Source organism: Candidatus Sodalis pierantonius str. SOPE, assembly GCF_000517405.1.
In the GTDB taxonomy this organism is placed as follows: Bacteria; Pseudomonadota; Gammaproteobacteria; order Enterobacterales; family Enterobacteriaceae; genus Sodalis_C; species Sodalis_C pierantonii.
The window spans coordinates 2,677,762-2,692,710 of the sequence record NZ_CP006568.1; the positions used below are offsets into that span (position 1 = coordinate 2,677,762).

Consider the following 14,949-nt stretch of genomic DNA (forward strand, 5'->3'; position numbering starts at 1 on the left):
CGCGGGATTTAACCCGCGTTGAATGTCGATGGCGGCCGATCGGGCCAGACGCCGGGCGTTAATGACGGCGTCGGCTGCGGCACCGGGGCGCTATATCAGTCCACCAGATGATATTTTTCCGATAGGACGTGGGCGAGATGCTTGAACATATTAAAGACGGCAGTGGTTTTCTGCGTCGGTATTCCCTGCTCATCAAGAAAAAATTCACCGCGAAAAACCAGCACCGGCCCTTTCTGTTCCACCTCGGTGGCCAGCATTTCGTGCGTATAGTCTTCATGGTCGCGAATTATCCGGTTTGCTTCTTCTAACAGACTTTTTCTGTCGATAGCGATGGTGCTGCTGTGCATATTTGTCACTCCTGTGTTAACGCGTGCCCTATTGTAATACCCGGTTGTGTTTGTCGGCAAACCGACTAAGGTTTATTCGTTTAGTTTACGGTTTTGCTAATTGCGTAGCGGGTAAAACTATTTTTTCCCCCGCTTATTGGTTGCACCAGTTTTTTTATCATGTACAGTGTGGCCCTCAGCGCGTCGGGTGGTTGTTTTGTTACCAATTAGCGGGGAAATAAGCAGCGATTACCGGCGCTTATTATAAAAATAAGCGAATTAACAAGAAGTTGACCTACTGCGCTTCGGTCGTGTGAACGCGACAAAAACAGGTTGATTTTTGGCGGCGCTGCCGCAATATAAAAAAGAGGTATGCCCAGCCAGGGTCTGGCGCAAAAAACTTCTTAATTGCAGAAGACATCACTCAGGTAAAGGTAAAAATGGGTAAAGCTCTCGTTATCGTTGAATCGCCGGCCAAAGCTAAAACGATTAATAAATATTTAGGCAAAGACTACGTGGTTAAGTCCAGCGTCGGTCACATCCGCGATTTGCCGACCAGCGGTTCAGCCAGTCAAAAGAGCGCCGACGCCAGTAAAAAGAAAAAAGGCAAACCGGACCCGCAGCGCGCGTTGGTCAACCGAATGGGTATCGATCCTTACCATGGCTGGAAAGCGCAGTATGAGATTTTGCCCGGTAAAGAGAAAGTGGTGACCGAGCTAAAAGCGCTAGCGGAAAAAGCCGATCATATCTACCTCGCAACCGACCTTGACCGCGAAGGGGAGGCGATTGCCTGGCATCTGCGGGAAGTTATCGGCGGCGATGATAAGCGTTTTAGCCGGGTGGTCTTCAATGAAATTACCCGCAACGCGATAGCTCAGGCCTTTGAACAGCCGGGCGAGCTGAATATTGACCGGGTCAACGCCCAGCAGGCGCGGCGGTTCATGGACCGTGTCGTGGGCTATATGGTCTCGCCCTTACTGTGGAAAAAAATCGCCCGTGGCCTGTCGGCTGGACGGGTCCAATCGGTGGCGGTCCGGCTGGTCGTGGAGCGCGAGCGGGAAATCAAAGCCTTTGTGCCGGAAGAGTATTGGGAACTGCACGCCGATCTACAGACGGCGCAGGCGTCTTCCCTGGCGATGCAAGTAACGCATCAGCAGGAAAAACCCTTTAAACCGGTGAATCAGCAGCAAATTCAGGCCGCGCTCGACGGGCTTGAAAATGCGGAGTATGTGGTCAGCGATCGTGACGATAAGCCTACCAGCAGCAAACCGGGGGCTCCGTTCACCACCTCAACGCTGCAGCAGGCGGCCAGCACCCGCCTGGACTATGGCGTAAAGAAAACCATGATGTTGGCGCAGCGGCTGTATGAAGCTGGACATATTACCTATATGCGTACTGACTCCACCAATTTGAGTCAGGATGCGCTTAACATGGCGCGCGGCTATATCAGCGCGTCATTCGGCAATCCGTATTTGCCGAAACAGCCCAACGAATACGCCAGTAAAAATAACGCCCAGGAAGCGCATGAGGCGATCCGCCCCTCCGATGTCAATGCCTTGGCGGAGCAGTTGAAAGACATGGAAGCCGACGCGCAGAAACTGTATCAGCTGATCTGGCGTCAATTTGTCGCCTGTCAAATGACGCCGGCGCAATACAACTCCACGACGCTGACCGTCACCGCCGGCGAGTTTCAGCTGCGCGCCCGCGGCCGAACCCTGCGTTTCGACGGCTGGACCAAAGTGATGCCGGCGCTGCGCAAGGGCGATGAAGATCGGACCCTGCCGGCGGTGGAGGTGGGCGAGACGCTGACGCTGAGCAAGCTGCTGCCCAGCCAGCATTTCACTAAGCCGCCCGCCCGCTACAGCGAGGCTTCGCTGGTGAAAGAGCTGGGAAAACGCGGCATTGGCCGGCCCTCGACTTATGTGTCGATCATCTCCACCATTCAGGATCGCGGCTATGTCCATGCGGAAAATCGCCGTTTTTATGCGGAGAAAATGGGCGAAATCGTCACCGATCGCTTAGAAGAGAACTTCCGCGAGCTGATGAATTACGATTTTACCGCCAACATGGAGGATACCCTCGATCAGGTGGCGGCCAATCAACAGGAGTGGAAAAGCGTGCTTGACGCGTTTTTCGACAAATTCAGCCAGCAGTTGGAAAACGCCGAAAAAGATCCCGAAGAGGGCGGTATGCGGCCCAATCAAATGGTGATGACCAGCATCGATTGCCCGGTCTGCGGCCGCAAGATGGGGATTCGTACCGCCAGCACCGGCGTGTTCCTGGGCTGTTCAGGCTACGCGCTGCCGCCGAAAAAGCGCTGCAAAAACACCATTAATCTGATCCCGGAAGCGGAAACCCTGAACATGCTTGAGGGCGACGATGCGGAAACTAACGCGCTGCGCGCACGCCGTCGTTGCGGGAAATGCGGTACCGCTATGGACAGCTATGTCATCGACGGCCAGCGTAAACTCCACGTCTGCGGCAACAACCCGCTGTGCGACGGCTATGACATCGAACAGGGTGAGTTTCGGATCAAGGGCTACGACGGCCCGGTGGTGGAGTGTGAAAAATGCGGCGCCGATATGCACCTGAAATTGGGGCGTTTTGGCAAATACATGGCCTGCACCAACGATGATTGTAAGAACACCCGCAAGATCCTGCGCAACGGCGATGTGGCGCCGCCGAAAGAAGATCCGGTGCCGGTGCCCGAGCTGCCTTGCGAGAAGTCGGACGCCTTCTTTGTACTGCGTGACGGCGCGGCGGGGGTTTTTTTGGCCGCCAACACGTTCCCGAAATCCCGTGAAACCCGCGCGCCGCTGGTGGCGGAGCTGGCTCGTTTCCGCGACCGCCTGCCGGAAAAACTGCGCTATTTGGCCGATGCGCCCGTTGAGGATGACGAAGGCAATAGCACCCTGGTGCGTTTCAGCCGGAAAACCAAGCAGCAATATGTCTCGGCGGAAAAGGACGGCAAAGCCACCGGCTGGACCGCTTTCTACGTGGATGGTCACTGGCAGGTGACCAAAAAGTAATGGCGTTGCCGCCACGAAGCCAACCTCGCGGTTGGCTTTTTTTTTAATTGATAATTAAGTGATATTAAGTGTTTTTTTATGATTAAATAGTATGAGTCATAACCAACGCTTTTAAGCGCTTTCGCGGAACCGGGTGAGTCGCCTGCTCGGCGGCATCTCGCCGTGCGTCAGGTTCAGGGTATTCGTCAGGACAAGCAAATGAAATTGCAGCAACTTCGTTATATTGTGGAAGTGGTTAACCACAACCTGAATGTCTCTTCTACCGCCGAGGGGCTCTACACCTCTCAGCCCGGCATCAGCAAGCAGGTGCGGATGCTGGAGGATGAACTCGGCGTGCAGATTTTCGCCCGCAGCGGCAAGCATCTGACCCAGGTCACGCCGGCGGGCCAGGAGATAATCCGCATCGCGCGTGAGGTGCTGTCCAAGGTCGACGCCATCAAGGCGGTCGCGGGGGAGCATACTTATCCCGATAAAGGATCGCTGTATGTGGCGACCACCCATACCCAGGCGCGTTACGCCCTGCCGGACGTGATCAAGAGGTTTATCGAGCGCTACCCGCGGGTATCGCTGCATATGCATCAGGGGTCGCCGACCCAAATCGCCGAAGCGGTGTCAAAGGGCGTCGCGGATTTCGCCATTGCCACCGAAGCGCTGCATCTGTATGACGATTTGGTGATGCTGCCCTGTTATCATTGGAATCGGGCCATCGTGGTGCTGCCGGATCATCCCCTGGCCGGTCATAAATCGCTGATGATTGACGAACTGGCGGCATATCCGCTGGTGACCTATACCTTTGGTTTTACCGGCCGTTCCGAGCTGGATATCGCCTTCAATCGCGCCGGCCTGACGCCGCGTATCGTGTTCACCGCCACCGATGAGGATGTGATCAAAACCTACGTGCGCATGGGGTTGGGCGTCGGCGTCATCGCCAATATGGCGGTGAATACCCAAGCGGATCCGGATCTGGTTAAAATCAACGCCGACGATCTGTTCGCCCAGAGCACCACCAAGATTGGCTTTCGCCGCAGCACGTTCCTGCGCAGTTATATGTATGATTTTATTCATCGTTTCGCGCCACATCTGACCCGCGATGTGGTGGATACGGCGGTGGCGTTGCGTTCCAATGAAGACATCGAAGCAATGTTCAAGGACATCAAGTTACCGGTGAAGTAACCGCGCCCCTTGATCCGCCGGTCGTCATCACTCCGGTGGGAGAGACGCGATTTCAGGCCATGTCCGCTTGCCGGCCAGTTGCGCCAATGTGCCGTTTGCGTTTGTGCGCAGGGGCGCCGTCTACGCCGTCATCCCCCTCGCGGCGGGCGACGCTGGCGCCGGTGCCGCGATTGCCGCGGCGGCGTGTTCGCAGGCCGTTCTCAGCGCCTGCCTTGGCGCCATGGCAGCGCTCACGGTTTTACCCATCGCAGCAATAATCCCTCTGTGTTATGAAAACGTTGCCGTTTGTTTGTACTATCTTTAAATGATTACCTCAACCCTAATAGGGTTATGACAATAATGATTTAGTTGGAGGAGTTATGTCGTCATCAATTAAAGAAGCAAGCAGGGACCAGCTCACCGCGCATCACAAAACCTACCATTTTTATAATCTGGCGCGGGCGGCAGAACAGCTCGGGCCTATCGACAAACTGCCCAACTCCATGAAAGTGCTGTTGGAAAATCTGCTGCGTCATCAGGACGGCGTCCTCGTCACCGAGGAGAACCTGCGTGAAGTCGCAGGCTGGCTGAAAACCGCCCATGCCGAGGGTGAAATCGCCTATCGCCCGGCCCGTGTGTTGATGCAGGATTTTACCGGCGTGCCGGCGGTGGTGGACCTGGCGGCCATGCGTGAGGCGGTGAAGCGGTTAGGGGGGAATGTAGACAAAGTGAATCCTCTCTCGCCGGTGGATCTGGTCATCGACCATTCGGTCACCGTGGACGCCTACGGCAGCGAGGAGGCGTAGGCGGAAAATAATCACCTGGAAATGTCGCGGAATTTGGAGCGCTACACCTTCCTGCGCTGGGGGCAAAATGCGTTCAGCCGGTTTCGCGTGGTGCCGCCGGAAAACGGCATCTGTCATCAGGTCAATCTGGAATACCTCGCCAAAACCGTGTGGCATGAAGAGCAAGATGGGCAAGAGATTGCCTATCCGGATACGCTGGTCGGCACCGACTCCCATACCACCATGGTCAACGGGCTCGGGGTGTTGGGCTGGGGCGGAGGCGGCCATGCTCGGCCAGCCGGTATCGATGCTGATTCCAGACGTGGTGGGCTTTAAATTGACCGGTAAACTCAATGAAGGCATTACCGCGACCGATCTGGTGCTGACCGTGACGCAAATGCTGCGCCAGCATGGCGTGGTCGGCAAATTCGTTAAATTTTACAGCGACGGACTGGATGTACTGCCGCTGGCGGATCGGGCGACTATCGCCAATATGGTGCCGGAATATGGCGCAACCTGCGGCTTCTTTCCGGTGGATGCTATAACGCTCGACTATTTACGCCTGACCGGGCGCAGCGAAGCGCAGATCGCGCTGGTGGAGGCCTACTGCAAACAGCAGGGGCTGTGGCGCCTGGCGGGTGACGAACCGGTATTTACCAGCACCCTTGAGCTTGATATGGCAAGCGTTGTGGCCAGCCTGGCCGGCCCTCGACGTCCCCAGGATCGCGTGGCGCTGCCGGGCGTGCCGGGGGCGTTCAAAGCCAGCGATGAATTGGCGTTGGGCAAACGCGCCGAGCCGAGCGCGCAACCGTTTGAGCTGGACGGCGAAACCTACCGGCTGGATCAGGGCACGGTGGTGATCGCCGCTATCACGTCCTGTACCAATACTTCTAATGCCAATATTCTGATGGCCGCCGGGCTACTGGCGCGTAACGCGGTGAACAAGGGGCTGCGTAGCAAACCCTGGGTAAAAACCTCTCTGGCGCCGGGCTCCAAGGTGGTGACCGAATACCTGGAAGCGGCCGGGCTGACGCCTTACCTTAACCAGCTGGGATTTAATTTAGTGGATTACGGCTGTACCACCTGCATCGGCAACTCCGGTCCGCTGAAACCCAGTATCGAAGCCGCAATCAAAGCCGGCGATCTGACCGTCGACGCGGTGCTTTCCGGTAACCGTAATTTCGAGGGCCGTATTCACCCGCTGGTGAAAACCAACTGGCTGGCCTCGCCGCCGCTGGTGGTGGCGTATGCGCTGGCGGGCAATATGCTGATTAATGTCAGCGAGGATCTGCTGGGCAGCGGGACCGATGGCAAACCGGTCTATTTACGCGATATCTGGCCCAGCTCGGAAGAGATCGCCCAGGCGGTCGCGCTGGTCAACAGCGCCATGTTTCACAAAGAATACGGGGAAGTCTTCACCGGCAACCGCGACTGGCGCAATATTGCGGTCAACCGCGCCCCGACGTACCATTGGCAGCCGGATTCCACTTATATTCGCCTGACGCCGTTTTTTGAAGATATGTTGCATCAGCCGAAACCGGTTGAAAATATCCGCGGCGCGCGCATTTTGGCCATGTTGGGGGATTCGGTGACAACCGACCATATATCGCCGGCGGGCAATCAAGGTAGATAGTCCGGCGGGGCGCTATTTGCAGCAACATGGCGTAAGCACGGCGGATTTTAACTCCTACGGTTCGCGGCGCGGCAATCATGAAGTGATGATGCGCAGCACTTTCGCCAATATCCGCATTCGTAACGAAATGGTGCCGGACATCGAAGGGGGCTACACCCGGCATATTCCGTCGGGAGAGGCGTTGGCGATTTACGATGCCGCCATGCGCTACGCCTCAGAGCAGGTTCCATTGGCGATCGTTGCCGGTAAAGAATATGGTTCAGGCTCCAGCCGCGATTGGGCCGCCAAGGGACCGCGGCTGCTGGGGATCCGGGTGGTGATGGCGGAAAGCTTCGAGCGGATCCATCGCTCCAACCTTATCGGGATGGGGATTTTGCCGCTGGAGTTCCCCCACGGCGAAACCCGCAAGACGCTGGGCCTGAGCGGCGATGAAACACTCGATATTCCCGACCTGGCGGCACTGAAACCGGGCTGCGAGGTGCCGGTGACCTTTACCTGGCCTGACGGCCGTCGCCGTACTATCGATGCGCTCTGCCGCATCGGTACCGGTAATGAGCTGACCTACTACCGTCATGACGGTATCCTGCACTATGTGATCCGCAATATGCTTAATGAACCGGTGGGAGACCCAGCCTAAAGCAGCCTGGACGGCACCGGGGATGCCGCAGCAGATAGCGTTCAACGTCGCTTAAGCATCACCGGCGTCCCGCCGCCGTTCTGGCGCATAAACGTCTGTCCGCTGCGGTGCAACGCCTACAAGCTTGAACGCGGCGTAAGAGGGAAACACACCCAGGGGGTGGCGTACGGCGGGGAGCAGGAAGGCGTGATGACCCTTGAGCATTTGAAAAAACGGGAATGCAGCCTGCACGGCGCTAGACGGCGCGATAGGGATTGGCTGGAGCAGATTCTGCATCCTGATTTCTGTGAAATTACCCGTTCGGGGACCTTGGTTGACCGCGCAGAAACGATAGCCGCGCTGGTGAGGGAAAACGGAGCGCCGGCTATTTTCAGCGCTGATTTTACGCTCCTGAAGATGGGAGAGAACAGTGCCATACTGCGTTACCGGACGGTAGCCGCGCCTCACTGCGCGCCTCTTATTGGCTGCGTGGCGAAGATGAACGCTGGCAGTTGGTCTTCCACCAGGGGACGCCGACGACCGATGACGACTAGGCAACCGCGAGGGCGGCCATGACGCGCTTGGCTGTTTTTTCACACGACGAGATATCATTTTTACGGCAACGCGGTGGGTGTATCATCACGCTGTTCACCACAGGGGAAGCACAATGGCGGGCGAAGCCATAAGGGCAATGCATGTTCCACATCATCGAGGTCGATAAAAATCATAGTGCGTTAAACGGGCTGGTCAGTGAACTGGATGCGTTTCAGAGCCAGCTTTACCCCGCCGAAAGCAATCATTGCCTGGACTTTTCCACCGTTGACGAAGAAGGTATCCGCTGCGTTATTGCCCATGATGCAGCCGGTTTTGCTGCCGGCTGTGGCGCTGTACTCTTGCAGGGTGGCGGGTTTGGCGAGATTAAACGCCTGTACATTCGCCCCGCCTACCGCGGCAGGCGGCTGGGAGATCAACTTATCGCCCGTCTCGAAAGGCTAGCGGCAGCGGATCTCTGCCATCAATTGCGGCTTGAAACCGGTATTCACCAGCAGCCGGCTATAGCGCTGTACCGCCGCTGTGGGTATGCGCGCTGCGATGCTTTTCCGCCCTACAGGGACGATCCGTTAAGCGTGGTTATGTCTAAATCCCTGTAGAGGCGATGCCTGGTTACCCCGGCAATATTATGGCGAGAAGGGGGCCGGGCGTTCAAAAGAGGGAGAACGGGCAACGCCGGTCTGTCACTCACCGGTGGCGCGGGTCTGACGGCGACCTGCAACCGCTCTTGCCGTTTGCACTCTCCCGCGCGCCGCCTGCCGAGGCCGGCCATTGCTACCGCGATCGGCGCCTACTCGACGGGGCCGTTGAGCAAATGGCCCATTTTGGCGGCCTTGGTATCCAGATAGCGGGCATTTTTCGGGTTGCGGCCAACGATAAGCGGCACGCGTTCGCTGATGTTAATGCCTGCCTTGGTCAGAATCTCGACCTTTTTGGGGTTGTTGGTCAACAACCGCACTCTTTCCACGCCCAGCAATTTGAACATGTCGGCGCACAGGGTGAAATCCCGCTCGTCGGCGGCAAAGCCGAGCTGGTGATTGGCTTCAACCGTGTCGGCGCCCAGATCCTGAAGGGCATAGGCGCAAATTTTGTTCAATAGGCCGATATTGCGGCCTTCCTGACGGTGGTAGAGCAAAATGCCGCGTCCCTCCTCGGCGATATGGCTGAGCGCCGCCTCCAGTTGGAAGCCGCAATCGCAGCGCAGGCTGAATAGGGCGTCGCCGGTAAGGCACTCGGAATGGACCCGCGATAACACCGGCGCCGGACCGGTAATATCGCCATACACCAGGGCCAGATGGTCGTGCCCGGTGGCGATTTCCTCGAAGCCGACCATCAGGAAATCTCCCCAGGGTGTCGGCAGTTTGGCCTCTGCCACACGTTTAAGCTGCATGTTGCTCTCCAAAACTCAATGATGACGCGCATCCTACTGCTTGCCGCGGTGTTTGACCAGCCTCCGCGCAGGGATGGGCGCCGTTCGGAATCCTCTGGGGGCTATTTTGCCATAAATTTACCCTATGACGGGATTTATTGCGGTTAATTGGCGACAAATTGTGCAACCGGTACGCCGTTAGCCGTTGTTTGGGGCACTTTCTGTTAAGCTTGCCTGCGGCCGTCGCGCACCCGGGCGGCGAACGGCAAAGAAGGAAATTCAATGGTTGAAATTGCAAAACGTACCGGCGCGGGCGCGCTGCTGCTGCTGATCATACCGCTACTCCTCTGGGTCAGCGGCTGGCAATGGCGCCCGGAAAGTGATTACCGCTGGCTCAAAGGGTGGTATTGGCTGACGCAAACCGTCACCTCGCCCTGGGGCACACTGACCAGCGCGCTGCTGATAGGCTGGTTTCTCTGGTGCCTGCGCTATCGTCTGAGGCCGGCGCTGGGGCTGGCGGTGATCTTGTCCGCTACGTTGCTCATCGGTCAGGGTATGAAGTCGTTTATCAAAGAGCGGGTGCAGGAGTCCAGGCCTTACGTGGTCTGGCTGGATAAACATTATGCGCTCAACGACCGGGCGTTTTACGCGATGCCGCGCAAGGCGCGCGCCGCGGCGTTAGCGCGGGAGCTGCAACAACAGCAACTGATTCCGCCGTGGCTACAACGTCATTGGCGCGCTGAAACCGGCTTTTCCTTTCCCTCGGGCCATACGGTTTTCGCCGCCAGCTGGGCGCTGCTGGCCGTGGGTTTGCTATGGCCGCGTCGGCATCGGGTATCTACGGTGGTGCTGATGGCGTGGGCCAGCGGCGTGATGGTTAGCCGAATGGCGCTCGGTATGCACTGGCCGCGGGATGTGGTGATGGGTATCGCCGTCGGTTGGCTGGTCATTACTCTGGCGTGTTGGCTGGTGCAGCGTTCAATCGGCGCGCTGACCCCGATACCGGAAGAAGCGCCGGATATTCGCTCGCGCAGTGAATGACGCCGCAGGCGGGGGCGTGCCCTTAGCCGGCAAAGAGAAAAGCACCGCCAGCGGTTGGGTTTTCCCTGCGTCGGCCCTATAGTAGTTATTCAGCGTGTGCATTTATTACCGCCGCCGGGAGGGAGCGTCGCCTAGCGTAGGGTAAAATTTCCTTCATTATCGGGGAAATGGTAATTTAACCGTGTCAGATGGGCTAAGCGTCTGAACATACGACTAACACGGCTTGCAGGAAATCATGTGAAATATATTCTGATAATTTTGTTGGTGCTGGTGATTTTTATCATCTCCGTTACCTTTGGCGCGTACAACGATCAGGTGGTGACCTTCAACTATCTGCTGGCTCAGAGTCAATTTCGGGTGTCAACCCTGCTCACTTCGCTGTTTGCCGCCAGCTTTGTCATCGGCTGGGTCATTTGCGGCCTGTTTTGGCTGCGCACGCGCGTTGCCCTAATGCGGGCCGAGCGCAAAGTCAAACGGCTCGAACAGCAGCTTGCGCCGGTGGAGACGGTTTCCACCGTCCCCGCCAGTACCCCAGCCGTTGCGCCTAAGGAATAACGCATTATGTTAGAACTGCTGTTTCTGTTGCTGCCCGTGGCCGCCGCCTATGGGTGGTACATGGGGCGCAGGAGCGCGCAGCAGGATAAACAGCAGGAAGCGAACCGTCTTTCCAGGGAGTATGTGGCCGGGGTGAATTTTCTCCTGTCCAATCAGCAGGATAAGGCGGTGGACCTGTTCCTCGATATGTTGAAAGAGGACAGCAACGCCGTCGAGGCGCACCTGACGCTGGGGAACCTGTTCCGTTCCCGCGGCGAAGTCGATCGCGCCATTCGCATCCACCAAGCGCTGATGGAGAGTACCTCGTTAACCTTTGAGCAGCGGCTGTTGGCGATTCAGCAGCTTGGTCGTGACTACATGGCGGCCGGCTTTTACGATCGCGCTGAAGACATGTTCAGCCAGTTGGTGAACGAAGACGATTTCCGGGTTGGCGCCTTAAGCCTGCTATTGCAGATCCACCAGGCGACCAGCGAATGGTCGAAGGCGATAGACGTCGCGGAAAAGTTGGTGAAGCTCGGTAAAGAGCAGCGCCGGGAAGAGATCGCCCATTTCTACTGCGAGCTGGCGCTCCAGGCCATGGGCAGCGACGATATGGATCGCGCCGTCGCGCTATTGAAAAAAGGGGCGGCGGCGGATAAAAATAGCGCACGGGTGTCCATCATGCGCGCCAGAATTTATATGGCGCAGCAAGATTACGCCGGCGCGGTCGGCGAATTGACGCGGGTGCTGGATCAGGATCGGGAAATGGTCAGCGAAACGCTGCCGATGCTGCAAGACTGTTATCAGGCGTTGGGACATCCGGGCGCCTGGGCGGATTTTCTCAAACGCTGCGTAGAGGAGGATACCGGCTCGTCGGCGGAGCTGCTGTTGACCGATATTATTGAGCGTGAACAAGGCCCGGAAGCGGCGCAGGGCTATATCAATCAGCAATTGCGCCAGCATCCGACGATGCGCATGTTTCACCGCCTGATGAATTTCCACCTCAGCGAGGCGGAGGACGGTCGCGCCAAGGAGAGTTTGCAGACGCTGCGGGATATGGTCGGCGAACAGATCCACACCAAACCCCGTTACCGCTGTCAAAAATGCGGGTTCACCTCCTACAGCCTGTACTGGCACTGCCCGTCGTGTAAATCCTGGGCGTCGGTCAAGTTGATACGCGGTTTGGACGGCCAGTAACCGCTTCACGGGGTGTCCGCCACCACCGGCGGCGGGCGAGCCTATCACCGCTTCCGGGCTGGGCTTTTGCGGCGCCGGCGGGTAAAATGACGGGATGCTAACGGGCCTGCGATCGAGGGGCCGCCAACCAGAGATGTTTCATGACGCGCACGATGTTATCTTCCTCTTCCTCCATTGCTCCGCAGCGGGCGGGTTCGCCGGTGATTGTGGCGCTGGATTACGCCGATGCCCGCCAGGCGCTGGCGTTTGCCGACAAAGTGGCGCCGCAGCAATGCCGGCTGAAAATCGGCAAAGAAATGTTTACCCTGGCGGGACCGGCGCTGGTGCGCGACCTGCAACAGCGCGGGTTCGACGTTTTCCTGGACCTGAAATTCCACGATATTCCCAATACGGTGGCCAAAGCGGTCAGCGCGGCGGCGGCGCTGGGGGTCTGGATGGTCAACGTTCACGCCAGCAGCGGCGAACGTATGATGACGGCGGCGCGGGAGGCGCTGGTGCCGTTTGGGGCTGACGCGCCCACGCTTATCGCCGTCACGGTGCTCACCAGTATGAATGATGACGATCTGAGAGGGATAGGCATTGCCGGCAGCGCGTCCGATCACGCCGTGCGGCTGGCTGTGCTGGCCAAAAAATGCGGCCTGGACGGCGTGGTCTGTTCCGCCTGGGAAGCCGCGCGGCTGAAAATCGACTGCGGCGCGGCCTTCCAACTGGTGACGCCGGGGATACGGCCCGCCGGAAGCGACGCCGGGGATCAGCGCAGGGTGATGACGCCGCAGCAGGCGGGGGTGGATTATATGGTGATCGGGCGTCCGATTACCCAGGCGGCTGACCCCTCTGCCGCTCTGGCGGCTATCCTTCAGGAATTATATGTCGGAGCGGCCCATGGCGAATGAAAACCGGCTGGTGTATTCCACCGACGGCGGGCGCATCAAAGCCGACGACCCCCCGCTAGGCGTTCGTCGGGGGACGGCATCGTGCGTTTGCAGCGTCAGATCAGCGGCCGAAAAGGCAAAGGGGTGTGTTTGATTACCGGCCTGGATTGGGACGATGCCGCGCTGCAAACGCTGGCCAGCGAGCTGAAAAAGAGATGCGGTACCGGCGTGGCGGTGAAAGAGGGCGTAATTGAAATCCAGGGCGATAAACGCGACCTGTTAAAACAGTTATTGGAAGCGCGCGGCCTAAAGGTCAAGCTGGCGGGCGGCTAAACGGGCGCGCCCGCCTGACGCGCTATCCCAAGCGTGGCAGGTGGCGATGAGGATAGGCTTACCGGCTAACGGCTATTAATCGACCTGATGGCCGATAATCCCGCCGACGGCGGCGCCGATAGCGGTGTTGCGATCGCGTTTCGACCAATTCGAGCACGCGCTCAGCGATAAAGCGAGGGTGACCGCCAGCGCCGTGGCGGCAATGCGTTTAGAGATTGAGCTCATCATCACGTTCTCCATAGTACGGTGTTATATTGAATTACCTTGAAATAATTATAGACTTATCTGCAACATTTAGCTTGTTCAGGGTTTAATAAAAAAGCCTACTTTTCAATATATTACCCATTTCCCCTAGGTTAAATAATCCGAAATATCTCCCCTGTCTCCAGGCTGATACGTTTCCCGACGGTCCGATAGCAGATCCATGCCCGATCTTCAGCCGGTTTACCCATACCGGACCGGCGCAGCGGACCGGACAATAGCCTTATCGTGGGATAAGGAGAACGCGATGCTAAACAGTCTGAAACAACAGGTGCTGGAGGCGAATTTGGCGCTGTCGCAGCATCAGCTGGTCACCTTTACCTGGGGTAATGTCAGCGCGGTGGACCGCTCAGCCGGTCTGATGGTGATCAAACCGTCAGGGGTCGACTATAGCGCCATGACCCTTGAGGATATGGTCGTGGTGGAGTTGGCAAGCGGCCGGCGGGTGGAAGGCCGGCGCAAACCCTCATCGGACAGCGATACCCACCGAGCCCTCTATTTGGCGTTCGAGGCGTTGGGCGGCATTGTCCACACTCACTCCCGCCACGTCACCATCTGGGCGCAGGCGGGGCGCGATCTTCCCGCCTGGGGTACCACCCATGCCGATTATTTTTATGGTGCTGTCCCCTGTACCCGACTGATGACGGACGCCGAGATCAACGGTCGATATGAATGGGAAACCGGACAGGTGATTATCGAGACCTTTCGCCACTGGGAGCTCGATCCGGCGGCGGTGCTGGTCAATGCTCACGGTCCATTCGCCTGGGGGAGCGATGCGAAGAACGCGGTACATAATGCCGTGGTGCTTGAAGAAATCGCCTACATGGGGATTTTTTCCCACCAGCTCAGCCCAGAACTGTCGGCCATCCAGCGCAGCTTGCTGGTGAAACACTATCTGCGTAAGCACGGCAAAGATGCCTATTACGATCAATAATCGATGCCTGCACGGTCCGCCACGGGATGATGACACCGTGGCGCGTGCCCGGCGCCAACAGGGGATCGCGTCCTCCATCGGTGGGTACCGGTGTTCGCCGGGCACGTTGGTGCGGCAACGGCAACTCGGCGCGAGTGGGGCGCTAAAAGCGTCACGGTTGCCATGGCTTCACGCTAACCCTTTTCTGAGCGGTGTAGTAGCGAACCGCCGCCACGTCTGCATGACCTTGCATACACTCCCATTCTCCCTGACGACCCCCTGCGCGGTAGGCGTTGTTGCCGTTATGGCGGGCGGAAGTCGCACCCGCCAGCGCTT

General features: G+C 57.9%; 11 protein-coding genes and 3 pseudogenes. 11 read left to right on the top strand and 3 right to left on the bottom strand.

Annotated elements, in window-relative coordinates; translation table 11 throughout:
* Nucleotides 1-95: 95 nt before the first annotated feature.
* A complete protein-coding gene (locus SOPEG_RS13590; protein ID WP_025245755.1) occupies nt 96-347 on the bottom strand; it encodes a YciN family protein in 252 nt (83 codons plus the stop codon).
* A 419-nt stretch (nt 348-766) separates the two neighbouring features.
* Here SOPEG_RS13590 and topA point away from each other — a divergent pair, with 419 nt between their 5' ends.
* The 5 genes and pseudogenes from topA (at nt 767) to SOPEG_RS13620 (ending at nt 8,692) form a co-directional block, all read left to right on the top strand.
* Nucleotides 767-3,355, top strand: a complete 2,589-nt coding sequence (gene topA, locus SOPEG_RS13595) for a type I DNA topoisomerase (protein WP_025245756.1) — start codon at nt 767-769, stop codon at nt 3,353-3,355.
* A gap of 198 nt (nt 3,356-3,553) precedes the next feature.
* Nucleotides 3,554-4,528 carry an HTH-type transcriptional regulator CysB gene (cysB, locus tag SOPEG_RS13600; protein WP_025245757.1) on the top strand — a complete coding sequence of 325 codons (975 nt, stop codon included), beginning with the start codon at nt 3,554-3,556 and terminating at the stop codon, nt 4,526-4,528.
* Nucleotides 4,529-4,887: 359 nt separating this feature from the next.
* Nucleotides 4,888-7,562, top strand: a pseudogene (gene acnA / locus SOPEG_RS13610) (aconitate hydratase AcnA).
* 189 nt (nt 7,563-7,751) lie between these two features.
* Nucleotides 7,752-8,095, top strand: a pseudogene (locus tag SOPEG_RS24890) (nuclear transport factor 2 family protein).
* A gap of 141 nt (nt 8,096-8,236) precedes the next feature.
* A complete protein-coding gene (locus SOPEG_RS13620) occupies nt 8,237-8,692 on the top strand; it encodes a GNAT family N-acetyltransferase (protein ID WP_025245760.1) in 456 nt (151 codons plus the stop codon).
* 191 nt (nt 8,693-8,883) lie between these two features.
* On the opposite strand, the gene ribA is transcribed toward SOPEG_RS13620, so the two are convergent.
* Nucleotides 8,884-9,483, bottom strand: coding sequence for a GTP cyclohydrolase II (gene ribA / locus SOPEG_RS13625; protein WP_025245761.1), 600 nt, complete (start codon nt 9,481-9,483; stop codon nt 8,884-8,886).
* A gap of 261 nt (nt 9,484-9,744) precedes the next feature.
* On the opposite strand from ribA, the gene pgpB reads away from it, so the two are divergent.
* From pgpB to yciH, 5 genes and pseudogenes are all read left to right on the top strand, one after another.
* Complete coding sequence (gene pgpB, locus SOPEG_RS13630; RefSeq protein WP_025245762.1) at nt 9,745-10,503, top strand: phosphatidylglycerophosphatase B; 759 nt, start codon at nt 9,745-9,747, stop codon at nt 10,501-10,503.
* A 237-nt stretch (nt 10,504-10,740) separates the two neighbouring features.
* Entirely contained in the window at nt 10,741-11,058 is a 318-nt protein-coding gene (locus tag SOPEG_RS13635; protein WP_025245763.1) for a LapA family protein, read from the top strand.
* A gap of 6 nt (nt 11,059-11,064) precedes the next feature.
* Entirely contained in the window at nt 11,065-12,234 is a 1,170-nt protein-coding gene (gene lapB, locus SOPEG_RS13640) for a lipopolysaccharide assembly protein LapB (RefSeq protein ID WP_025245764.1), read from the top strand.
* Nucleotides 12,235-12,374: 140 nt separating this feature from the next.
* Nucleotides 12,375-13,127, top strand: a complete 753-nt coding sequence (pyrF, locus tag SOPEG_RS13645) for an orotidine-5'-phosphate decarboxylase (RefSeq protein ID WP_025245765.1) — start codon at nt 12,375-12,377, stop codon at nt 13,125-13,127.
* Nucleotides 13,117-13,439, top strand: a pseudogene (gene yciH, locus SOPEG_RS13650) (stress response translation initiation inhibitor YciH). The gene pyrF and the pseudogene yciH overlap by 11 nt, the downstream one beginning before the upstream one ends.
* A gap of 75 nt (nt 13,440-13,514) precedes the next feature.
* On the opposite strand, the gene SOPEG_RS24895 reads toward yciH, so the two are convergent.
* A complete protein-coding gene (locus SOPEG_RS24895; RefSeq protein WP_200867892.1) occupies nt 13,515-13,664 on the bottom strand; it encodes an osmotically-inducible lipoprotein OsmB in 150 nt (49 codons plus the stop codon).
* 283 nt (nt 13,665-13,947) lie between these two features.
* Here SOPEG_RS24895 and SOPEG_RS13660 point away from each other — a divergent pair, with 283 nt between their 5' ends.
* Nucleotides 13,948-14,634 carry an L-ribulose-5-phosphate 4-epimerase gene (locus SOPEG_RS13660; RefSeq protein WP_025245766.1) on the top strand — a complete coding sequence of 229 codons (687 nt, stop codon included), beginning with the start codon at nt 13,948-13,950 and terminating at the stop codon, nt 14,632-14,634.
* Nucleotides 14,635-14,949 lie beyond the last annotated feature (315 nt).

Coding starts and splice junctions, on each gene's coding strand:
- SOPEG_RS13660 (WP_025245766.1), top strand. CDS start 13,948: ATGCTAAACAGTCTGAAACAACAGGTGCTGGAGGCGAATTTGGCGCTG.
- cysB (WP_025245757.1), top strand. CDS start 3,554: ATGAAATTGCAGCAACTTCGTTATATTGTGGAAGTGGTTAACCACAAC.
- ribA (WP_025245761.1), bottom strand. CDS start 9,483: ATGCAGCTTAAACGTGTGGCAGAGGCCAAACTGCCGACACCCTGGGGA.
- topA (WP_025245756.1), top strand. CDS start 767: ATGGGTAAAGCTCTCGTTATCGTTGAATCGCCGGCCAAAGCTAAAACG.
- lapB (WP_025245764.1), top strand. CDS start 11,065: ATGTTAGAACTGCTGTTTCTGTTGCTGCCCGTGGCCGCCGCCTATGGG.
- SOPEG_RS13620 (WP_025245760.1), top strand. CDS start 8,237: ATGTTCCACATCATCGAGGTCGATAAAAATCATAGTGCGTTAAACGGG.
- SOPEG_RS13590 (WP_025245755.1), bottom strand. CDS start 347: ATGCACAGCAGCACCATCGCTATCGACAGAAAAAGTCTGTTAGAAGAA.
- SOPEG_RS24895 (WP_200867892.1), bottom strand. CDS start 13,664: ATGAGCTCAATCTCTAAACGCATTGCCGCCACGGCGCTGGCGGTCACC.
- pgpB (WP_025245762.1), top strand. CDS start 9,745: ATGGTTGAAATTGCAAAACGTACCGGCGCGGGCGCGCTGCTGCTGCTG.
- pyrF (WP_025245765.1), top strand. CDS start 12,375: ATGACGCGCACGATGTTATCTTCCTCTTCCTCCATTGCTCCGCAGCGG.